The 21237-nt window shown below is 70.0% G+C and carries 21 protein-coding genes; 17 read left to right on the top strand and 4 right to left on the bottom strand.

Annotated features, from left to right (window positions below; genetic code table 11):
• Window positions 1-390 precede the first annotated feature (390 nt).
• Window positions 391-684, top strand: coding sequence for a co-chaperone GroES (groES, locus tag CFN78_RS01615; RefSeq protein ID WP_094861055.1), 294 nt, complete (start codon window positions 391-393; stop codon window positions 682-684).
• 91 nt (window positions 685-775) lie between these two features.
• On the top strand, window positions 776-2392 hold the full coding sequence (gene groL / locus CFN78_RS01620) for a chaperonin GroEL (protein WP_094860715.1): 1617 nt from the start codon (window positions 776-778) through the stop codon (window positions 2390-2392).
• A 453-nt stretch (window positions 2393-2845) separates the two neighbouring features.
• Here the strand turns inward: groL and CFN78_RS01625 are convergent, their stop codons facing one another.
• Window positions 2846-3148, bottom strand: coding sequence for a WhiB family transcriptional regulator (locus tag CFN78_RS01625; RefSeq protein ID WP_094860716.1), 303 nt, complete (start codon window positions 3146-3148; stop codon window positions 2846-2848).
• 297 nt (window positions 3149-3445) lie between these two features.
• On the opposite strand from CFN78_RS01625, the gene CFN78_RS01630 reads away from it, so the two are divergent.
• The 5 genes from CFN78_RS01630 to CFN78_RS01655 all read left to right on the top strand — a co-directional run bounded on the left by CFN78_RS01630 (window position 3446) and on the right by CFN78_RS01655 (window position 8063).
• Window positions 3446-4477, top strand: coding sequence for a MerR family transcriptional regulator (locus CFN78_RS01630; protein ID WP_094861056.1), 1032 nt, complete (start codon window positions 3446-3448; stop codon window positions 4475-4477).
• A 4-nt stretch (window positions 4478-4481) separates the two neighbouring features.
• Complete coding sequence (locus tag CFN78_RS28965) at window positions 4482-5453, top strand: hypothetical protein (protein WP_165777404.1); 972 nt, start codon at window positions 4482-4484, stop codon at window positions 5451-5453.
• 140 nt (window positions 5454-5593) lie between these two features.
• The gene (locus CFN78_RS01645; RefSeq protein WP_094860718.1) at window positions 5594-6190 is read left to right on the top strand and encodes a response regulator transcription factor; all 597 of its coding nucleotides are present in this window, start codon (window positions 5594-5596) and stop codon (window positions 6188-6190) included.
• Between the two features lie 289 nt (window positions 6191-6479).
• The gene (locus CFN78_RS01650) at window positions 6480-7052 is read left to right on the top strand and encodes a sigma-70 family RNA polymerase sigma factor (RefSeq protein WP_094860719.1); all 573 of its coding nucleotides are present in this window, start codon (window positions 6480-6482) and stop codon (window positions 7050-7052) included.
• Window positions 7053-7127: 75 nt separating this feature from the next.
• A complete protein-coding gene (locus CFN78_RS01655; RefSeq protein ID WP_240519200.1) occupies window positions 7128-8063 on the top strand; it encodes an anti-sigma-D factor RsdA in 936 nt (311 codons plus the stop codon).
• A gap of 64 nt (window positions 8064-8127) precedes the next feature.
• Here CFN78_RS01655 and CFN78_RS01660 read toward each other — a convergent pair whose 3' ends face one another.
• The gene (locus CFN78_RS01660; RefSeq protein WP_094860720.1) at window positions 8128-8523 is read right to left on the bottom strand and encodes a DUF5319 domain-containing protein; all 396 of its coding nucleotides are present in this window, start codon (window positions 8521-8523) and stop codon (window positions 8128-8130) included.
• A 207-nt stretch (window positions 8524-8730) separates the two neighbouring features.
• On the opposite strand from CFN78_RS01660, the gene guaB reads away from it, so the two are divergent.
• From guaB to CFN78_RS01675, 4 genes are all read left to right on the top strand, one after another.
• Entirely contained in the window at window positions 8731-10236 is a 1506-nt protein-coding gene (gene guaB, locus CFN78_RS01665; RefSeq protein WP_094860721.1) for an IMP dehydrogenase, read from the top strand.
• Window positions 10237-10335: 99 nt separating this feature from the next.
• Window positions 10336-11469: a GuaB3 family IMP dehydrogenase-related protein gene (locus tag CFN78_RS01670; protein WP_094860722.1), complete on the top strand. Its 1134-nt coding sequence runs from the start codon at window positions 10336-10338 to the stop codon at window positions 11467-11469.
• 31 nt (window positions 11470-11500) lie between these two features.
• On the top strand, window positions 11501-11659 hold the full coding sequence (locus CFN78_RS28970; protein ID WP_165777405.1) for a hypothetical protein: 159 nt from the start codon (window positions 11501-11503) through the stop codon (window positions 11657-11659).
• A gap of 114 nt (window positions 11660-11773) precedes the next feature.
• A complete protein-coding gene (locus tag CFN78_RS01675; RefSeq protein ID WP_094860723.1) occupies window positions 11774-13492 on the top strand; it encodes an FAD-dependent oxidoreductase in 1719 nt (572 codons plus the stop codon).
• A 57-nt stretch (window positions 13493-13549) separates the two neighbouring features.
• Here the strand turns inward: CFN78_RS01675 and CFN78_RS01680 are convergent, their stop codons facing one another.
• Both CFN78_RS01680 and CFN78_RS01685 read right to left on the bottom strand, forming a co-directional pair.
• A complete protein-coding gene (locus tag CFN78_RS01680; RefSeq protein WP_094860724.1) occupies window positions 13550-14998 on the bottom strand; it encodes an aldehyde dehydrogenase family protein in 1449 nt (482 codons plus the stop codon).
• A 92-nt stretch (window positions 14999-15090) separates the two neighbouring features.
• On the bottom strand, window positions 15091-15627 hold the full coding sequence (locus CFN78_RS01685; protein ID WP_094860725.1) for a hypothetical protein: 537 nt from the start codon (window positions 15625-15627) through the stop codon (window positions 15091-15093).
• 161 nt (window positions 15628-15788) lie between these two features.
• On the opposite strand from CFN78_RS01685, the gene guaA reads away from it, so the two are divergent.
• The 6 genes from guaA (at window position 15789) to CFN78_RS01715 (ending at window position 21151) form a co-directional block, all read left to right on the top strand.
• Entirely contained in the window at window positions 15789-17345 is a 1557-nt protein-coding gene (gene guaA / locus CFN78_RS01690; protein ID WP_094860726.1) for a glutamine-hydrolyzing GMP synthase, read from the top strand.
• 29 nt (window positions 17346-17374) lie between these two features.
• Window positions 17375-18169, top strand: coding sequence for an E3 ubiquitin ligase family protein (locus tag CFN78_RS01695; RefSeq protein ID WP_205660391.1), 795 nt, complete (start codon window positions 17375-17377; stop codon window positions 18167-18169).
• Window positions 18170-18495: 326 nt separating this feature from the next.
• Complete coding sequence (locus tag CFN78_RS01700; RefSeq protein ID WP_094860727.1) at window positions 18496-19053, top strand: hypothetical protein; 558 nt, start codon at window positions 18496-18498, stop codon at window positions 19051-19053.
• Window positions 19054-19099: 46 nt separating this feature from the next.
• Window positions 19100-19711, top strand: coding sequence for a hypothetical protein (locus tag CFN78_RS01705; protein WP_205660392.1), 612 nt, complete (start codon window positions 19100-19102; stop codon window positions 19709-19711).
• Window positions 19712-19821: 110 nt separating this feature from the next.
• Complete coding sequence (locus CFN78_RS01710; protein ID WP_205660393.1) at window positions 19822-20433, top strand: hypothetical protein; 612 nt, start codon at window positions 19822-19824, stop codon at window positions 20431-20433.
• Window positions 20434-20539: 106 nt separating this feature from the next.
• Window positions 20540-21151: a hypothetical protein gene (locus CFN78_RS01715; RefSeq protein WP_205660394.1), complete on the top strand. Its 612-nt coding sequence runs from the start codon at window positions 20540-20542 to the stop codon at window positions 21149-21151.
• The last annotated feature ends 86 nt before the right edge of the window (window positions 21152-21237 follow it).

A 21237-nucleotide genomic window follows, 5' to 3' on the forward strand; every position in this document is an offset into this window, starting at 1 on the left:
GATGCCGTTCGACGGTGTCCGCGGGACGGGGAACGGGAAAACCGGATCGCGTGTCCGAGCGGTGAATTCCTGACGGCCATCGCTGTGCCTGCGCCGTGCTCCGTCCCCGGCGCGTGCGCGAGGACGGAGGCGGGGCGTGCGCGGGGAGTGGCGTGGTTCACCCGGGTAGTGCCCGGTCAACGCGGGCAGGACACGGTTTCCGCACCCTGGTTGCACGGCTGGCACTCACGTGGCTAGAGTGCTAATCGTACGGCCCGAACACGCCCCGGCACCCGCGACGGCGGGGGTGGTAGGAGCCGGTAACGCGCGCGGAACCGCCGGGTAAGCCCGTCCGGAACCGCGCCAAAAGTCAACCTGCCAACGCTTTCTCGACCCGTGGAGGTCAACCCGGTGAGCGTGAACATCAAGCCGCTCGAGGACAAGATCGTTGTCCAGACGAGCGAAGCCGAGGAGACGACGGCTTCCGGTCTCGTCATCCCCGACACCGCCAAGGAAAAGCCCCAGGAGGGCAAGGTTCTGGCCGTGGGCCCGGGCCGCATCGACGACAAGGGCTCGCGTATCCCCCTGGACATCCAGGAAGGCGACGTCGTCATCTACTCCAAGTACGGCGGCACCGAGGTCAAGTACAACGGTGAGGACTACTTGATCCTGTCCGCCCGCGACGTGCTGGCCGTCGTCAACTGACGTCCCGCAGACAGCGTGCAACGCCCCGGGCCCCGCTTAGCCGGGGGCCGGGGCGTTTCGCTTTTTCCTGCGCTTTGCGAAAGAGGAATTGATGCCTAAGCAGATCAACTTCGACGAGGACGCTCGTCGCGCACTGGAGCGCGGGGTGAACCAGCTCGCCGACGCGGTCAAGGTCACCCTCGGCCCGCGCGGCCGCCACGTCGTACTGGACAAGAAGTTCGGCGGCCCCACCATCACGCTCGACGGCGTGACGGTCGCCCGTGAGATCGAGCTGGACGACCCGTTCGAGAACCTGGGTGCCCAGCTCGCCAAGAACGTCGCCACCAAGACCAACGACGTCGCCGGTGACGGCACCACCACGGCCACCGTGCTGGCGCAGTCGCTGGTGAAGGTCGGTCTGCGCAACGTCGCGGCCGGCGCCAACCCGACCGCGCTCGGCCGCGGTATCGAGGCGGCCGCCGACAAGGTCGTCGAGATCCTCAAGGCGAAGTCCACTCCGGTCAAGGGTCGCGACGACATCGCCCAGGTCGGCACCGTCACCTCCCGGGACGCCACCATCGGCGCGCTGCTCGGCGAGGCCGTCGAGAAGGTCGGCGAGGACGGCGTGATCACCATCGAGGAGTCCTCCTCGCTGGCGACCGAGCTCGAGATCACCGAGGGCGTGCAGTTCGACAAGGGCTTCCTGTCGGCGCACTTCGCCACCAACCCCGAGGAGCAGCGCGCGATCCTCGAGGACGCCTACATCCTGCTCTGCCGCGAGAAGATCTCCGCACTGGCGGACCTGCTCCCGGTGCTGGAGAAGGTCGTCGAGGCCAAGAAGCCGCTGCTGATCATCGCCGAGGACGTCGACGGCGAGGCGCTGTCCACCCTCGTGGTGAACTCGCTGCGCAAGACGATCAACGCGGTCGCCGTCAAGGCGCCGTTCTTCGGCGACCGCCGCAAGGCGTTCCTGGACGACCTCGCCGTCGTCACCGGCGCCGAGGTCATCTCCGCCGAGATCGGTCTCAAGCTGTCCGAGGCCACCATCGACTCGCTGGGCAAGGCCCGCCGGATCGAGGTCACCAAGGACGTCACCACGATCGTCGACGGTGCGGGCACCAAGGCCGACATCGACGGCCGGATCGCGCAGATCCGCCGTGAGATCGAGGCCTCGGACTCCGACTGGGACCGCGAGAAGCTGCAGGAGCGGCTCGCGAAGCTCGGCGGCGGTGTCGCGGTGATCAAGGTCGGCGCGGCCACCGAGACCGAGCTCAACGAGCGCAAGCACCGCATCGAGGACGCCGTGGCGTCCACCAAGGCGGCCGTCGAGGAGGGCATCCTGCCCGGCGGCGGTTCGGCACTGGTGCACGCCGTCGCCGAACTCGGCGACCTCGGCCTCGCCGGTGACGAGGCGCTGGGCGTCAAGATCGTCCGGGACGCGCTCACCGCCCCGCTGTTCTGGATCGCGTCCAACGCGGGCCACGAGGGTGCGGTCGTCGTGTCGAAGGTCAAGGAGCAGACCTGGGGCCACGGTTTCAACGCGGCCACCGGTGAGCTCACCGATCTGCTGGCGGCCGGCATCGTCGACCCCGTGAAGGTCACCCGTTCCGCGGTGTCCAACGCGGCGTCGATCGCCCGGCTCGTGCTCACCACGGAGAGCTCCGTGGTCGAGAAGCCTGCTGACGAGGACGAGTCCGCGGGCGGCCACGGACACGGCCACGCGCACTAGGCTCACACGCCCTGGCGGGGCGGCACTCCCGGAAAGGGGGTGTCGCCCCGTTCTCGTTTCCGGGGGCGCTTCGTCCTGTCGGTGGGTGGTTTCTGGGCGCCGTCGAGCGCGTTTAGCGGGCTGAATGTCGTGCGCGGGCGATCGGGCACCCGGTGGCAGCTTCGGGCGGGCGCATTGGGGGCCGCCTGAGAGGGCTGCCCCGCGGCGCCGGCGTGAGGCTCACCGGCATGGTCGCTCGAGCCTGCCAGGGGAGAGGGCGCGGACGGCAGCGCCTGCGCTTCGTCCCTTTCCTCCCGATTTTGGCGGCCACCGGACGACATTCAGCCCGCTAAACGCGCTTCGTGGCCCGTGCGTGGGTGGGCGGTCCGGGCCGGGTGGCAACCCGGCGGACGGTTCCCGGGGGTTACTTCGCTCGCTGTCCGGGTGTGCCGGTGCCGCGAGTGGGCTCTGGGATCAGGTACCCGAAAGTGTGAGCATTCGCTTGTGGGACCGGATGATGTTCTCCCGGTCGGACTCCGAGAGCCCACCCCAGATGCCGTACGGCTCGTGCACGGCGAGGGCGTGACTGCGGCACAGGTCCAGCACCGGGCAGGCATGGCAGATCGCTTTCGCTCTCGCCTCCCGCCGCGCCCGGGCGGGCCCCCGTTCGCCGTCCGGGTGGAAGAACGAACCGCTGTCCATTCCCCGGCACGACCCGTCGAGCTGCCAGTCCCACACGTCCGCGTTCGGGCCCGGGAGCCTGCGCGTGTCTGCCATCGTTGACCGCCTCCGCTGTTGTGACTAGTCCGGCGGGACTATGCGTTCCGAACGGTGATTACTCCATTCGGTGCAATGTCGGTAACGCTAGAAGCGCGCCAATACTTGTTCAAGCGATTCGCGCCGATTCAGCCGTTAGGCATCCCCCGGATGTGTGATCGGTGCCATGACCTCCAGTTGCCGCCTTCCGGGGGGCACTGGATATTGAGCCGCGTGGAAGCAGCGTCCGGTTCGTCGCGAGAGACGGAGACCGAGCACGCGCCCGCCGCGAACCGGACGGCCGGAGACGAGCCGACGATGCCCGTCGCGTCGGTCGCGCGCCGGCTCGGCGTCGCCCCGTCGACCCTGCGGACATGGGACCGCCGTTACGGTCTCGGCCCGAGCGGCCACACCGACGGCAGGCATCGCCGGTACGGGCCCGCAGACATCGCCCGCCTGGAACTGATGCAGCGCGCGCTGCTGCGCGGGGCGTCGACGGCCGAGGCCGCCCGATACGCCCTCGACCAGGTGCCGCGCTCCGCCGACGCGCCACCGGACGAACCGATCGAACCGCCACCGGAGGAGCAGGTCCACCCCGAGCACACGCTCACCGCCCGGACCTCGCTGCGGATCGAGGTGGCCGACGGCGAGGTGGTGCTGCCGACCGGCGACGACCAGGTCCCGCAGCCGCGCACCGAGGCGCAGGGGACGTCCCGGCTCGCCCGCGGCCTGAGCGCGGCGTCCCTGGCGATGGACGTGCGTGCCGTGACGCGGCTGCTCGAGGAGGCGATCGAGACCAAGGGCGTGCTGACCGCGTGGAGCCAGGTGATCGAGCCGGTGCTCACGGCGCTGGCGGCACGCTGGCGCAGCAGGCGTTCCGGAGCTGAGGTGGAGTACCTGCTCGCGGAGTACGTGTTCGCCGCGCTCGCCCGGGCGACGCCGGTGCGGGTCGACGCGCGCAACGAACGCCCGCTGTTGCTCGGCTGCGCCCCGCAGGAACGGGACAGCCTGCCGATGTACGCCCTCGGCGCCGCGCTCGCCGAACGCCGCATCCTGACCCAGCTCTTCGGCGTCCCGCTGCCGCGGGACGTGCTCGCCGCGGCCGTCGGGCAGAGCATGCCCGCCGCGGTGATCCTGTGGGCGCAACGTCCGGGCGTCACCGATCCGCATCTGTTCACCCGGCTCGCCCGTGGCAGGCAGCGGTGCCGCTGGTTCGCCTGCGGGCCAGGCTGGGACCGGTCGGAACTGCCGTCGACCGTGGAACTGCTCGACGACCTGTCCGCCGCGGTCGACCGGCTGGAGTTCGTCCTGTTCGGCCGCCGCGTCGCCAGCTCGCTTCGGTCAGAATGACCGGGTGGACGAGACCCGGCTGCGGCAGGCGGCCTTCGGTGACCGGTGTGTCCCGGACGGCCCGCTGACCCACCCGCCGACGCCACGCGGACGCTGGCTGGCCGCCGTCGTGCACGGCGCCCGCGGCGAGTACGCGGCGGCGGCGACCCTCCTGCTACCGCTGCGCCACCATCCCGACCCCCTCATCGCCGCGCTCGCCTGTTCGGCGCTGGCCGCGCACCGCAGGCAGCTCGGCGGGCACACGGCAGCCCGTCCGTTTGACGCGGCGGCCCTCGTCCACGCCGTCGAGGCCGTGCGCCGATCCCGCGCCGGAGGTTCCGTCACCGGCGCCCCGGACGGCAGGGACCCGGACGGCAGGGACCCGGACGGCAGGGACCCGGACGGCAGGGACCCGGACGGCAGGGACCCGGACGGCAGGGACCCGGACGGCAGGGACCCGGACGGCATCGATCCGGCGGGTGCGATTGCGGACGCCTACCTGGGCCTGGCCGCCGACAATCTGGCGCTCGGCCGGACGGCCGCCGCGCACAGGCTGATCGCCAGGGCGCGCGCCGAGGGCGGAGGCTGGCGCGCGGAGGTTCGCGCGGGCTGGGTGACGGCCGAGGTGGCGCTGATGACGGGAGACGCCGTCGCTGCGGTCGGGCCCGCCGAGCAGGCCGCGGCCCTCGCCGCCCGCCGCGGGGCGCTGCGGCACTCGGTCAAGTCCCGGCTGGTCCTCGCCGCGGCCCTCGCCGGGACGGGCGCGGCGGAGGCCGGAGAACGCGCCGCCGTTCTGGTCCCGGCGGCGCTGGCGGACGCCCGCACGGCCGGACTGCGCTCGCTCACGTGGCCCGCCGGTCTTCTCGCCGCCGATCTCGACCCCGCGGCGGCGGTGCGCCTGCGAGCCGAAGTTACTGCCGAGTTACACGCTCTGTCACTGCGCTCCGACCCGCAGGGACGGCGTCTCGCGCGGGAATCGGCATGGGTTCCGCTGTGAGGCACACAACCGGGCAAAACAGTGCGTTCCGGCATCCGGGCGAGGCAATCTCAAAAAAAGCCACCGGATCGTGTCAAGGTTGGGCCTAAAGCGTCCGATAGGGGAAGTGAAGTATCACCCGGCTGCAGGAAGGAAACCCCGTGACGACGGTCTTGATCTGCGACGACCGACGCAGTGTCCGCGAAGGGCTCACCCGCGTGATGTCTGCTGTCCCCGGCGTCAGTCGCATCGACTGTGTAGCGCACGGTGACGAGTTGCTGGCCCGCTATTCGCGCCAGCCCGTGGACGTCGTGCTGGTCGGTACCCAGCGCGCCGTGCCCACCGGCGTCGAGGCCACCCGCAGGCTCGTGTCGGCGAATCACCAGGCGAACGTGATCGTGTTCGGCGCCCCGGACGACGCGGGCAGTATCGCCGCCGCCATCGCCGGCGGTGCGCGCGGCTACCTCCGCTGGGACGCCTCGCGCCCCGAGTTGGTCGCCGCGCTCGCGCACACGCTCGCGAGCACCTCCGTGCCCTCGCCGCGTCAGCCCTCGGACCCCGGCGTGCAGCTCACCGAGCGCGAGCTGCAGGTGCTGCGCGGCATGAGCCAGGGCAAGAGCAACGGCCAGATCGGCCGTGAGCTGTACCTGTCCGAGGACACCGTGAAGACGCATGCCCGCAGGCTCTTTCGCAAGCTCGGCGTGCGGGACCGGGCCCAGGCCGTGGCCCACGGGTTCCGGCGCGGCCTCGTCTCCTGACGCCTGACTGCCTGCGGTCGACCGACGCGCGCGACGTGACCACGTCGCGCGCGTCGGTCGTTGCGGGGTACCCGCAGGTGAGCGGGACGCTCACCCTCGACAACCGTTGAATGTGAAAGCTATTCTGCCTGGCACGTCCGGCCGGCGGGTGCGGTGACGCGCCCGGTCACGACCGAGGGACGGGACCGGAGGTGTCGGCAGGTACGGTAGTCGGAATCCGGCGTGGACCTCGACGGTCTGACGCCGAAACTGTGCACGCCTAGACGTAACACCGGGACTGTTGTCTGCGATGGCCAATGTGGGGGACGGACTGGACGAGCCAGTCGCCGCCGCCGTAGAGGGAGAACCTCAGGCGGTCGAGCGACTATTGGCTTCCATCCGCCCTTTGGTGGTGCGGTATTGCCGCGCTCGAGTTGGCAGGCAGGAGCGGAGTTTCGCTTCGGCCGACGATGTCGCCCAGGAGGTGTGTCTAGCGGTGCTCACGGCATTGCCCTCGTATCGCGATCAGGGCCGCCCATTCCTGGCGTTCGTCTACGGCATCGCGGCGCACAAGGTCGCTGACGCGCATCGTGCGGCGGCGCGTAATCGTTCTGAGCCGGTGGCCGAGGTTCCCGATGAGGTCGAGGTCGGGGTCGGTCCGGAGCAGCGTGCGTTGCAGAGTGAGCTCAATGAGCGGATGACGCGTCTTCTTCATGTTCTTCCCGACAAGCAGCGCGAGATCGTGGTGTTGCGGGTCGTGGTCGGCCTGTCGGCCGAGGAGACGGCGGATGCGGTCGGTTCCACCCCGGGCGCGGTTCGCGTGGCCCAGCACCGGGCGCTCGCCCGGCTTCGTAAGGTACTGGCCGCTGAGGAGGTGGTCTGAGTGACCGAGCGCGATAGCCGGAAGGACTCCGCCAAGGAGTCCGACCGAACTGCGACCGAGGATATGGACGTAACTGTGAACGCTCGGCAGGACTTCGAGGACCACGGAGCCGGCGAACCGGTACCCGACCTGTCCGTCATCCAGGCGGACGACGCGCTGCTCGACGCCCTCGGCGGTTCGGACCCGAAGGTCGCGGACGGACTCGGCGACCAGGAACTCAACGCGCTGCTGCTCGCCTGGCGGCGCGACATCGACAGCGAGCCCCTCGCCGAGCTGGTCGACACGGACACCGCCCTGGTCACCATCAAGACCGCGACGATGGCCAAGCGGCACGGCGGCAAGGAACGCAAGCGCCGCATGCTGGTCCCGGTCGCCGCGGCCGCCGCGGTACTGGCGATCGCGTTCACCGGCACCGGAATCGCCGCCAGGGACGCGCAGCCCGGCGACACCCTGTGGGGCCTGACGAAGGTCCTCTACGCCGATCAGGCGCGCTCCACCGAGGCGGCCGTCTCGGTGCGCACCGACCTCGAGGCCGCGCAGCTCGCCCTCGCCCAGGGCAAGTTCGACGAGGCCCGCCAGGCCCTCGACGACGCGCAGCTCGCGATGTCCCGCGTCGGCTCGGAGGACGACCTGGCCGGGCTCCAGGCGCAGCACCTCGCGCTCTACCAGCAGCTCGCCCCGGTCAGCAGCCCGCAGAACCCGCCGTCGAACGCTCCGCAGCCGACCTCGGCCTCGCAGCCCGGCCAGAGTGGCGGCCAGCCGCAGCCGACCCAGCCGACCAGCCCGCCGGTGGACACCCGGCCGTCGAACAGCAACCCCGACCCGGGGCAGACGCTGCCGGACACGTCCAGCAACCCGCCGGACACCAGCAGCTCCACCACCCCGCCGCCGACCTCCAGCTCCACGCCGACCTCGGACGAGGGCAGTGAGCCGGGAACCGGCACGAGCGAGCGCAGCGAGTCGTCCAACGGTGTGGCGCCGATGCAGGCGCCCGCCGGAGTGGGCGGCTGAGGACCACAGTCATGCGAGAGGGGCGCGACCACACTGTGGTCGCGCCCCTCTCGCATGGGTCAGGTCAGTACGCGCTCTCGGTGGCCGTGACGCCGTCGGCGAAGCCGCGGCAGTAGTCCCAGCTCACGTAGTCGGCGGGCTTCGGGTCGAAGGCGGGCTCGTGCGGGCGCATCCGGCCGTCGGCGAGCAACTGTTCCAGGCTCGCCCTCAGCAGGTGCCAGTCGTGATAGTGGGGAAGGTCGCACTCGCCACAGTCGACGACGATCCCGCGTACCCCGCGAGGCTCGAGAAGTGCCTGGTAGACGGCGAGGTCGGCGAGGTCGGCGAGCAGTTCCGCGCGCTCGTCGTCGTCGACCGGGTCACCGGCCTGATCGTCCAGGGCATCGATCTCCCTGGCCGGATCGTTCGGATCGTCGGCGAACGGGTCTGGGGGCAGCACGTCGGGTGGCACGGCCTGCACGGTACCGGGCGGTCAGCACAAGGCAACGGAGATACCATGATTTGGCGGTATCGATATCGTCCCAGATCCCGGTCCGCAGAGTTCCAGGCAAGAAGTTCGACGCAGTGCCCACCGTTTCCCCGCCGCGTTCCCACCGGTGCCCGCCGCCGAGGATCCGGCTGGGACTCCCGCCCGTGCCAGCCCCCTCAGGAAGGTCCCGCGCCAGCCATGACGAGCGAGTTCACCGCCACCCAGGACAAGTTCGCGATGCTCGGCCTGACCTTCGACGACGTACTGCTGCTGCCCGCGGAGTCGGACGTCGTGCCCAGCGCCGTCGACACCGGCACCCGCCTCTCCCGCAACGTGACGCTGCGGATCCCGCTCGTCTCGGCCGCGATGGACACCGTCACCGAGGCCCGGATGGCCATCGCCATGGCGCGCCAGGGCGGCATGGGCGTGCTGCAGCGCAACCTGCCGGTGGACGAACAGGCGCAGGCCGTGGAGGTGGTGAAGCGCTCCGAGGCGGGCATGGTCACCGACCCGGTCACCTGCTCCGCCGACGCCACGCTCGCAGAGGTGGACGCGCTGTGCGCCCGGTTCCGCATCTCCGGCGTCCCGGTGACCGACGCCGCGGGCTCGCTGGTCGGCATCATCACCAACCGGGACATGCGTTTCGAGGTCGACCACAGCCGTCCGGTCAGCGAGGTGATGACCAAGACCCCGCTGATCACGGCGCAGGTCGGCGTCACCGCGGACGCCGCGCTCGGACTGCTGCGCAGGCACAAGATCGAGAAGCTGCCGATCGTCGACGGCGCGGGCAAGCTGCGCGGCCTGATCACCGTCAAGGACTTCGTCAAGACCGAGCAGTACCCGAACGCCACCAAGGACACCGACGGGCGGCTGCTGGTCGGTGCGGCCGTCGGCGTCGGCGGCGACGGTCACCAGCGGGCGCTGGCACTGGCCGACGCGGGCGTGGACGTGCTGATGGTCGACACGGCGCACGGCCACTCCCGCGCCGTCACCGACACGGTGGCGCTGCTGAAGAAGGAACTCGGCGACACCGTCGACGTGGTCGGCGGCAACGTCGCCACCCGGGCGGGCGCGCAGGCACTGGTGGACGCGGGCGCCGACGGCGTCAAGGTGGGCGTCGGGCCGGGCTCGATCTGCACCACGCGGGTCGTTGCCGGTGTGGGCGTCCCGCAGATCTCGGCGATCTACGAGGCGAACCTGGCGTGCCGTCCGGCCGGTGTCCCGGTGATCGGCGACGGTGGTATCCAGTACTCCGGCGACATCGCCAAGGCGATCGCGGCCGGCGCGTCCTCGGTGATGCTGGGCAGCCTGCTGGCGGCCACCGCGGAGGCGCCCGGTGACCTGATCCTGGTCAACGGCAAGCAGTTCAAGGTCTACCGCGGCATGGGCTCGCTCGGTGCCATGCAGTCGCGCGGCGAGGCGAAGTCGTACTCCAAGGACCGCTACGCCCAGGACGACGTGCTCTCCGACGACAAGCTCGTCCCGGAGGGCATCGAGGGCCGGATCCCGTTCCGCGGGCCGCTGTCGACGGTCGTGCACCAGCTCGTCGGCGGACTCCGGGCCGGCATGGGTTTCGCGGGGGCGCGGTCGATCGCCGAGCTGCAGGACGCGCAGCTCGTGCGAATCACCGCGGCGGGCCTGAAGGAGAGCCACCCGCACGACATCACGATGACCGTCGAGGCGCCGAACTACACCACGCGCTGACCGCCCGCCCGCGCCGAAGGGCACCCGTGTGCACGGTGCCCGACCTGCCTGTCGGACAATGATCGCGGCAGGCAAGCAGGGTGACGGAAGGGACCTGACGTGCGGGATCTGGTCGAGATCGGCATGGGGCGTACCGCACGGCGGGCGTACAACCTCGACGACATCGAGATCGTGCCCTCCCGGCGCACACGCTCGTCGAAGGTGGTGTCGACCGGCTGGAAGATCGACGCCTACCAGTTCGACCTCCCGCTGGTCACGCACCCGACCGACGCGATCGTCTCGCCCGGTTCCGCAGTGGCCGTCGGCGAACTCGGTGGGCTGGGCGTGCTCAACGCCGAGGGCCTGTGGGCGCGTCAGCCGAACGTCGAGGATGCGATGTTCCGGATCGTGCAGGCCGCCGAGGACACCGACGACCCGACCGCGCTCGTGCGCGTGCTGCAGGAGATGCACGCCGCCCCGATCCGCATCGACCTGATCAGCGAGGCCATCCGCCAGGTGCGCGAGGCCGGGGTGACCGTGGCGGCACGGGTCAGCCCGCAGCACGCCGCGGAACTGACGCCGGACCTGCTCGCCGCCGGAGTGGAGATCCTGGTCGTGCAGGGCACGATCGTCTCCGCCGAGCACGTCGCGCGCGACGAGGCCCCGCTGGACCTGAAGGACTTCATCGGCGGGCTGGACGTGCCGGTGATCGCGGGCGGGGTCGGCGACTACCGCACGGCGATGCACCTGATGCGCACCGGTGCCGCGGGCGTCATCGTCGGTCACGGCTACAGCCCCGGCGTCACCAGCACCGACCGGGTGCTGGGCATCGGCGTACCGATGGCGACCGCGATCATCGACGCCGCCGCCGCGCGCAGGGACTACCTCGACGAGACCGGCGGCCGGTACGTGCACGTGCTCGCCGACGGTGGCATCTCCTGCAGCGGCGACATCGCGAAGGCGGTGGCCTGCGGTGCCGACGCCGTGATGCTGGGCGCCCCGCTGGCCGCCGCCACCGAGGCGCCCGGGCAGGGGCTGTACTGGACCTCGGCGGCCGCGCATCCCTCGTTGCCGCGCTCGCGCGTCGCCGCGGGGCCCGACTACGCCGTCGACCTGAAGACGTTGCTGTTCGGGCCGTCCTCGGACGCCGAGGGTGCGGTGAACCTGTTCGGGGCGCTGCGCCGGGCGCTGGCGAAGACCGGCTACTCGGATCTGAAGGAGTTCCAGAAGGTCGGCCTGACCGTCCGAGGCTGACCCCTCACCGGTCACCCCTTCGGGTGGCAGCGTGCTTGCCGTCTCCGGCCGCGGCGACGTCCGCGTCCGCCCCCGCTTCCCCTTCGTCGCGCTCGCGTCCACCCTGCCCACCCGCCGTCCCGGCGTCGCCCCCGGCCCCGCCAGGCCCCGGGTGCGCTTGTGGGTGGCGTGGCCCGGCGAGCGCGTTTAGCCCGCTAAACGCGCTCCGGGTGCCCATCGGAAAGGGATCAAACGGTACGAAGCGGGCGAACTTGCCGGTAACTTACCCCTGGTCAGAAGTTCACGCCGCGGTTACGCTTTATCTGTGACTTCGCGTAACACTGCTTCGGACGTGGACTACGACGTGATCGTCGTCGGCTCGGGCTTCGGCGGCAGCGTCGCCGCACTCCGGCTCACCGAGAAGGGGTACCGGGTCGCCGTCATCGAGGCGGGCAGACGCTTCGCCGACGACGAGTTCGCCTCGACATCCTGGGACCTCCGCCGCTACCTCTGGGCCCCCGCGCTCGGTTGCTTCGGCATCCAGCGGATCCACTTCCTCAAGGACGTCATGGTGCTCGCCGGCTCCGGGGTCGGCGGTGGCTCGCTGGTGTACGCGAACACGCTCTACCGTCCGCTCGCCCCGTTCTACGCCGACCGGCAGTGGGCGCACATCACCGACTGGCAGGCCGAACTCGCCCCGCACTACGACCAGGCGAGCCGGATGCTGGGCGTGGTCACCAATCCGACGATCACGCCCTCGGACGAGGTCATGCAGAAGGTCGCCGCCGACATGGGGGTGGCCGAGAGTTTCCACCCGACGCCGGTCGGCGTGTACTTCGGCAGGCCGGGCGAACGCGACGAGGACCCTTTTTTCGGTGGCGCGGGTCCGGCCCGGTCCGGCTGCACCGAGTGCGGTTCGTGCATGACGGGTTGCCGGGTCGGTGCGAAGAACACGCTGGTGAAGAACTACCTGTACCTGGCCGAGCGCAGTGGCGCCCGGGTGGTGCCGCTGACCACGGTCGACGCGCTGCGTCCGCGCGGCGACGGCGGGTTCGAGGTCGACGTGCACAAGACCGGCACCGCCACCGCGAAGTTCCGCACCACGCTCACCGCGGACCGGGTGGTGCTGGCCGCGGGCACCTGGGGAACGCAGAACCTGCTGCACCGGATGCGCGACAGCGGCGCCCTGCCCCGGCTTTCCCCGAAGCTGGGTGAGCTGACCCGCACCAACTCTGAGTCGATCATCGGCGCCGCGCGGGACAGGGTCGACCCGAAGCGCGATTTCAGTCGCGGCGTCGCGATCACCTCCTCGATCCACCCTGACGACATCACCCACATCGAACCGGTGCGCTACGGCAAGGGCAGCAACGCGATGAGCCTGCTGCAGACGATCGCGACGGACGGTGCCTCGGACGTGCCGCGCTGGCGGCAGGCGCTGCGCTTCATGGCCCGGCACCCGATCCAGACGGCGAAGCTGCTCAACGGCTACAAGTGGAGCGAGCGCACGGTGATCCTGCTGGTGATGCAGAGCCTGGACAACTCCATCACCACCTACACCAAGCGCGGGCCGTTCGGGCGTCGCCGCTACACCTCGAAACAGGGCCATGGGCAGCCGAACCCGAGTTTCATCCCGGCCGGGCAGGAGGCCAACGAGCGCACGGCCGAGCACATCGACGGTACGGCGGGCGGTAGCTGGGGCGATGTCTTCAACGTGCCGCTCACCGCGCACTTCATCGGTGGCACGCCGATCGGGTCGGATCCCGAATCCGGCGTCATCGACCCTTATCACCGCGTCTTCGGTTACCCAGGACTATCCGTTGTGGACGGCGCGGCGATCTCCGCGAACCTGGGCGTCAATCCCTCGCTGACGATCACCGCGCAGGCCGAGCGGGCGTTCTCGTTGTGGCCCAACAAGGGTGACCGGGACGCGCGGCCGGAGCAGTCCGCGGGCTACCGGCGGCTGGATCCGATCGCGCCGCGCGATCCGGTGGTCCCCGCACACGCTCCGGGCGCACTGCGGCAGCGAATCACCGACGCGGATTGACGTGTCCACATCGGACGAATCCGTCCGATGTGGACACGGCAGAACGCGTGCGGGACGTCAGAGGTCGATCCCGGTCAGCACGGTGACCCGCTCGACGGTCAGGTCGCGCATGGCGGCGAGCACCCCTTCCCGTCCGCTGCCGGAGCCCTTCACGCCGCCGTAGGGCATCTGGTCGGCGCGGTAGGACGGAACGTCGCCGACGATCACCCCGCCGACCTCCAGCTCCGCCGAGGCCCGGAAGGCGAGCCCGACGTCCCGGGTGAACACGCCGGCCTGCAGGCCGTACGCCGAGTCGTTCACCGCCGCGAACGCCTCGTCCGGACCGTCCACAACGGACACCGCCAGCACCGGGCCGAAAACCTCCTCGGCCCAGACCTTCGCGTCGGCGGGCACATCCGTGAGCAGCGTGGGCTCGACGGTCGCGCCCTCGTGCCCGCCCCCGGTGAGTACCTTCGCCCCCCGGTCGACGGCCTCGTCCACCCAGCCGACGACTCGCTCCGCCGCCGCCTCGTCCACCACCGGCCCGACGCTGACGGCCGTGTCGTACGGATCGCCGGCGGCCTGGCCGCGTACCGCCTCGGTGAGCAGCGGGACGAACTCCTCGGCCACGGAGCGCTCGACGATCACCCGCTGCACTGCGATGCACGACTGCCCGGCCTGGTAGTTGCCGAAGGTCGCGATGCGCTCCGCGGCGCAGGCGAGGTCCGGCCAGTCGGCGAGCACGACGGCGGCCGCGTTGCCGCCGAGTTCCAGCACCACGTGCTTGCGGCCCGCGGCGCGTTCGGCCAGTGACCAGCCCACCGGCCCGGATCCGGTGAACGAGACCACCGGCAGCCGGGGGTCGTCGGCGAGCGCGGATGTCTCCTCGTTTCCCAGTGGCAGCACGGAGAACGCCCCGGCGGGCAGGTCGGTCCCGGCCAGGATCTCGCCGAGGATCAGTGCGGATAACGGCGTGCGCGGCGCTGGTTTGACGATGATCGGCGCGCCCACGGCCAGTGCGGGCGCGACCTTGTGCGCCACCAGGTTCAGCGGGAAGTTGAACGGTGCGATGCCGAGAACCGGGCCACGGGGGACGCGTCGGGTCAGCGCCAGCCTGCCCTCACCGCCGGTGTCGGTGTCCAGTCGCTGCAGGTCGCCGCTGAACCGGCGGGCCTCCTCGGCGGCGATCCGGAACACGGACACGGCCCTGCTGACCTCGGTTTCGGCCCAGCGGAACGGTTTGCCGTTCTCCGCGGTGATCACCTCGGCCAGTTCCTCGGCACGGGCGGCCAGCCCGAGGGAAACCTGGTCGAGGGCCGAGGCGCGCAGGTGGGCGGGAGCGCGGCGGAACTCGGCGGCCACTCCGGCGGCCGCCGCGACGGCGCGTTCCACCTGCTCCGGCCCCGGTACCGCGACGGTGGCGACCTCGCTGCCGTCGAACGGGTGCGTGACGACGAGCGTGCCGGTGCCCTGCTCGGCCCGTCCGGCGATCCAGGCCGGGCGTGGCTCGGGAGTGATCATGTCCATACCCGGCACGGTATTCGGATCCGGGCCCGCCCATCGCCCCCACCCGCTCGCCCGACCGGGTGACACCGGCGGGAAGGGGCGGTGGGAGCCGGTCAGGCGCCGCCCGCGGGCCGCCCCAGCCAGTCCGGTAGCCCCGGCCGGTCGAACAGTCCTCGCCGCCGGGCCCGCCGCGCCGCCGAGCCGAGCAGTGTTCCGGCGCCGATGCCCACGCCGACGCCGGTGAACGAGCCCGGCACGCCATAGTCGAATCCGTCCGTCGGCAGCGCGATGAACGTGGCCACGCAGCCCACGGTGATGCCGGCGACGCAGATCGACCGGGCGCGGGATCCCCGCGGGGTCCACGGCCGGGCGAAGAGCAGCACGGCCGGGACGAGGCCGAGCGGGAGGAACCAGGGCCACGGCGTGTACTGCACGAACGCCCAGTCCGCGTCGTCGAGCGTCACGTGGATGCGGATGCCGATCGTGGCGGCGATGACGGTGACGGCGAACAGCGCCTGCCAGCCGCCCGGCAACGACTCGAGCCTGCCGGACGGGCGTGTCCGGGGGCGTCCGGTGCCGGACCGGGCCCGGCGGGCTCGCCTGCGCGCCCGTTGCCGCTTGGTGCGGCGCTTGCCCGGTCCCTTGTTCATCCGCCGGATCGTAGCCAGTGGCGCACGGCCAGGTGCCCGTTGTGACCGGGGTGTCACCTCGCGGCGGACCCGTGCCGGGCCGGGGGAGGCCAGCGGCCCGGCCGCCCGACCGACCTGGGAAGATGTGACCGGTAGTGCAGGTGCGACGCAGGAGGTTCGCGGTGGCAGAGGGTGCCGGTCCCGTACTGGTGGTCGACTTCGGCGCGCAGTACGCGCAGTTGATCGCCCGCCGCGTCCGGGAGGCGCAGGTCTACTCCGAGGTCGTGCCGCACACGGCGACCGTCGAGGAGATGCTCGCGCGCGATCCGGCGGCCATCGTGCTCTCCGGCGGGCCGTCGAGCGTGTACGCCGAGGGCGCGCCGTCGATGGATGCCCGGCTCGTCGAGGCCGGCGTGCCCGTCTTCGGTATCTGCTACGGCTTCCAGCTTCTCTCCCAGGCGCTCGGCGGCACGGTCGAGGCGACCGGTGCGCGCGAGTACGGCCGCACCGAGGTGCGGCTGCTCGGCGACGGCGGCGTGCTGCACCGTGAGCTGCCCGCGACGCATCCGGCGTGGATGAGTCACGGCGACAGCGTGACCAAGGCGCCGGAGGGCTGCACCGTCACGGCGACCTCGGAGGGCGCCCCGGTGGCCGGGTTCGAGAACCGGGCGGCGCGTATCGCGGGTGTGCAGTACCACCCGGAGGTCATGCACTCCCCGCACGGACAGGAGGTGCTGCGCCGCTTCCTGCACGACATCGCCGGAATCCGTCCACATTGGACAACCGCGTCCATCGTGGACGATCAGGTGAGCCGGATCCGGGAACAGATCGGCGAGGGGCGGGCGATCTGCGGACTGTCCGGCGGCGTCGACTCGGCCGTCGCGGCGGCGCTGGTGCAGCGCGCCATCGGTGACAGGCTGACCTGCGTCTTCGTCGATCACGGTCTGCTGCGTTCCGGTGAGCGCACCCAGGTGGAGCGCGACTACGTCTCGGCCACCGGCGTCAACCTGGTGACCGTCGACGCGCGGGAGCGGTTCCTCGGCGCGCTCGCCGGCGTCACCGATCCGGAGCGCAAGCGCAAGATCATCGGCCGCGAGTTCATCCGCGTGTTCGAGCAGGCAGAGCGGGACCTCAAGGCCGAGGGCGACTACCGCTTCCTCGTGCAGGGCACGCTCTATCCCGATGTCGTCGAGTCCGGTGGTGGCACCGGAACGTCGAACATCAAGAGCCACCACAACGTCGGCGGCCTGCCGGAGGACCTGCAGTTCTCCCTGGTCGAGCCGCTGCGGCTGCTGTTCAAGGACGAGGTCCGCCGGGTCGGCCTGGAACTGGGCCTGCCGGAGACGATCGTGGCGCGGCAGCCGTTTCCCGGCCCCGGCCTCGGCATCCGGATCATCGGCGAGGTCACCGCGGATCGGCTGGACACGCTGCGCGCCGCGGATGCGATCGCCCGCGAGGAGCTGACCGCGGCCGGCCTGGACCGAGAGATCTGGCAGTGTCCGGTGGTGCTGCTCGCCGACGTCCGCAGCGTCGGTGTACAGGGCGACGGTCGCACCTACGGCCATCCGATCGTGCTGCGGCCGGTGTCCAGTGAGGACGCGATGACCGCGGACTGGACCCGGCTGCCGTACGAGGTGCTGGAGCGCATCTCCACCCGGGTCACCAACGAGGTGGCCGAGGTGAACAGGGTGACGCTGGACGTGACGAGCAAACCCCCGGGCACCATCGAGTGGGAGTGACCGGGCGGCCGACGAACTGGGGGTAGGACATGGGTGTGGTGATCATCGGGGTGCTGCTGATCCTCGCCGGGGTCGGTGGCTTCTTCTACATGCGTCACACGAAGAGCGAGCTGCACGCGATGATCGGCACGGAGACCCTGTCGATCCCGCAGCTCGAGGACAACCGGCGGATCTCCGACGAACTCGGGGCGCGCGGCGGTTTCCGCAAGGTCAGCGAGGTCGTCGGCGCCGCACATCCCCGGCCCGAGGGCGCGCTGGTCTCGGAGATCAGCAAGACCGAGTGCGTCTGGTACCGCTACGAGATCCGGCGGCAGTACGAACGGGTCCAGTACCGCGACGGGCGCAGGCACTACTCCAAGCACATGGAGCGGGTGGCCGAGCACACTTCCTCGGCGGGCTACGCGCTGATCGACGATCAGGGGCGCACCATCGGTGTCGACCCGAACGGCACGAAGCCGGAGGGCGTCGAGCAGACGGTCAGCCGTTTCGAACCGTCGAGCGGCAACGACAACCAGAGCATGGAGCTGTTCGGCGTGCGGCTGCCGAACTTCCTCAGCAGCGGGCAGAACTCGACGATCGGTTTCGAGTACAAGGAATGGGTCATTCGCCCCCGCAGCCGGATGTACATCCTCGGCGAGGTGCACGACAAGATCGGCCCGCTGGTGATCGGCCGCCCTGAGCAGGGCGGGCATTTCATCATCGCCACCAAGACCGAGGACGAGTTGCGTCACTCGCGTTCGCAGCGACACCGTCTCCTGTCCATCGGTGTCATCGCGGCGACCGTGCTCGGTCTGGTCGTCACGGTGATCGGCATCGTCCGCTGACGTACCCGCAGGCCTGAGCGGCCCGTCGCGCCATCCGCGTGACGGGCCGCGGCTTTCTCACCGTCGGTTTCCGTTCGCGCACTGTTCCGGGCATACGGCGCATGACGACTTATCGACAAGCTCAAAAGAGCGTAATTTCATGGTCATTACTACTCTATTCGAGTGAACGCGGGCCTGGTCCAGGACGATGACGCCCAGGCTAACGGCCACTTCACCGCTCGTCTGAGCGCGGCCAGACTTTAGTAGCAATTGATTGCCCAGATGGTTACTAACTAACTTCAGACGTCATTGGCTACTCGGAAGTCCTGCTGCTGGAGATGAGTGAGATGACGAAGAAGCGATTCGTAACTGCGCTGGGAGCCGCGGCACTGACCTTGGCCGGGGCGATGGCGACGGCGGCGCCCGCGAGTGCGGAACCGGCCGGAGAGCACTGCGCTCTCAACGCGGTGACCGGCGAGGAGACCTGCTTCGCCAGCTTCACCGAGGCGGTGCGGCACGCCTCGCAGGGTCGCGTGCAGAGCGCCCCCGCGGACCTGCGCTCGGCTCTCTCCAGTCCCGAGTTGAAGAACACGCTCGCCGCCGACGCCCAGCGGGCAGGCGAGGTCATCCAGGGCACCGTCTTCGACAACCGTGACTACGGCGGCGACTCGCTGACGATCTGGGGCGAGGCGCCGTGCAAGAAGGACGGCGTCGTGAACTACCAGATCGACCTCGACGACGGCTGGAAGAACAAGATCTCCTCGGTGCAGCCGTGGGCCAACTGCTGGCTCTGGCTCTACCCCGAGGCGAACCTCGGCGGCGACCGTGACGGGCCGTTCGACGAGAACACCGCGTGGGTCGGCGAGATGCTCGACGACCGCACGCAGTCCATCGGATTCAGCTGACCCGACGACGACAACGTTGCCGTCCTACCGACAAGGGAGAAGATCGATGGTCAAGAGACTGGTGGGCGTCGCGGGTGCGGCGCTGCTGAGCCTGACGATGCTGGGAATGGCGGCGCCGGCGGCGCAGGCGGCCGAGGGGCCGACCGGGCGTGAGTTGCTGGACAAGTGTGACAACGGCACGGACAAGTGCGTGTTCCACCCGAAGGGGCCGCCGGAGTTGTTCGTCGGCGATCTGCATCAGGTCGGCGACACGAGTTACAACTGCACTCAGGATCTGCAGCGCTCGACCATCAAATGGTCCGAGACCACCGGTGAATCGAACTCCTTCGGTGTCTCGCTCAAGGCCGAGGCCGGTTTCGCGGAAGTGTTCAAGGTGTCCATCGAGACCTCGTACGAGCACACCTGGACCTCCGAGTCGATGTTCGGTCAGGACGAGAACGTCGATGTCCGCCCGGGTGAGAAGGGCTGGGTGGAGCGCGGTACGGAGATGTTCCGTACGAACGGTACGTATGAGATGAACTTCCCGGACAAGTTCCACGATCACTACATCTGGTACCAGGACTTCGAGGCCGTGGGCCCGAAGGCTGACGCGGCGGGCACGGTGACGAAGAAGACCGCGCCGATGACCGAGGAGGAGAAGGCCGCCCACTGCGGCTGACCGCGGCGCCACACCGCCGGCGGCCCCGGAGTACTTGCCTCCGGGGCCGCCGCGGTCTTCGAACGCACTCGGACTTTGTTTCCCATCAACACGATTCGAGGAGAAGAACCATGACCAAGAGACTGGTGGGCGTCGCGGGTGCGGCGCTGCTGAGCCTGACGATGCTGGGCGTGGCCGCCCCAGCGGCGCAGGCGGCCGAGGGGCCGACCGGGCGTGAGTTGCTGGACAAGTGTGACAACGGCACGGACAAGTGCGTGTTCCACCCGAAGGGCCCGCCGGAGTTGTTCATCGGTGACTCGCATCAGGTCGGCGACACCAGCTACAACTGCACCCAGGATCTGCAGCGCTCCACGATCAAATGGTCCGAGACCACCGGCGAGACGAACAGCTTCGGCGTCTCGCTGAGCGCCGAGGTCGGTTTCGCCAAGGTGTACAAGGTATCCATCGAGACCTCCTACGAGCACACCTGGACCACGCAGTCCACCTTCGGCCAGGACGAGAACGTCGACGTCCGCCCGGGTGAGAAGGGCTGGGTGGAGCGCGGTACGGAGATGTTCCGTACGAACGGTACGTATGAGATGAACTTCCCGGACAAGTTCCACGATCACTACATCTGGTACCAGGACTTCGAGGCCGTGGGCCCGAAGGCTGACGCGGCGGGCACGGTGACGAAGAAGACCGCGCCGATGACCGAGGAGGAGAAAGCCGCCCACTGCGGCTGATCCACACACGACACCCGATGCGGCCCCGGAGTTCCTTGTCCTCCGGGGCCGCACCGGTCTTCAGGGCGTTTCGTTCCCGTCGCTAGGAATTCGAGGGAGAAGAACGATGTCCAAGACAATGGTGAGCATCGCCGGTGCGGTGCTGCTGAGCTTCGCGGTACTGGGAATGGCGGCGCCGGCGGCGCAGGCGGCCGAGGGGCCGACCGGGCGTGAGTTGCTGGACAAGTGTGACAACGGCACGGACAAGTGCGTGTTCCACCCGAAGGGGCCGCCGGAACTGTTCATCGGCGATCTGCATCAGGTCGGCGACACCAGCTACAACTGCACCCAGGATCTGCAGCGCTCCACGATCAAGTGGTCTGAGACCACCGGCGAGACGAACAGCTTCGGTGTGTCCGTCGGTATCGAAGCGGGATTCGCCGAGGTGTTCACCGTCTCGATGGAAAGGTCCTACGAGCACACCTGGACCACGCAGTCCACCTTCGGTCAGGACGAGAACGTCGATGTCCGCCCGGGTGAGAAGGGCTGGGTGGAGCGCGGTACGGAGATGTACCGCGCGAACGGTACGTACGAGATGAACTTCCCGGACAAGTTCCACGATCACTACATCTGGTACCAGGACTTCGAGGCGATCGGCCCGAAGGCTGACGCGGCGGGCACGGTGACGAAGAAGACCGCGCCGATGACCGAGGAGGAGAAAGCCGCCCACTGCGGCTGATCCAGACTCAGTCCACAGTAGACGTCCATAGTGGACACGCTGGGGATGACCGGAAACGACGACGGCCCCGGAGGGATTCCCTCCGG

Source organism: Amycolatopsis antarctica (assembly GCF_002262875.1).
GTDB classification, from domain to species: Bacteria; Actinomycetota; Actinomycetes; order Mycobacteriales; family Pseudonocardiaceae; genus Amycolatopsis; species Amycolatopsis antarctica.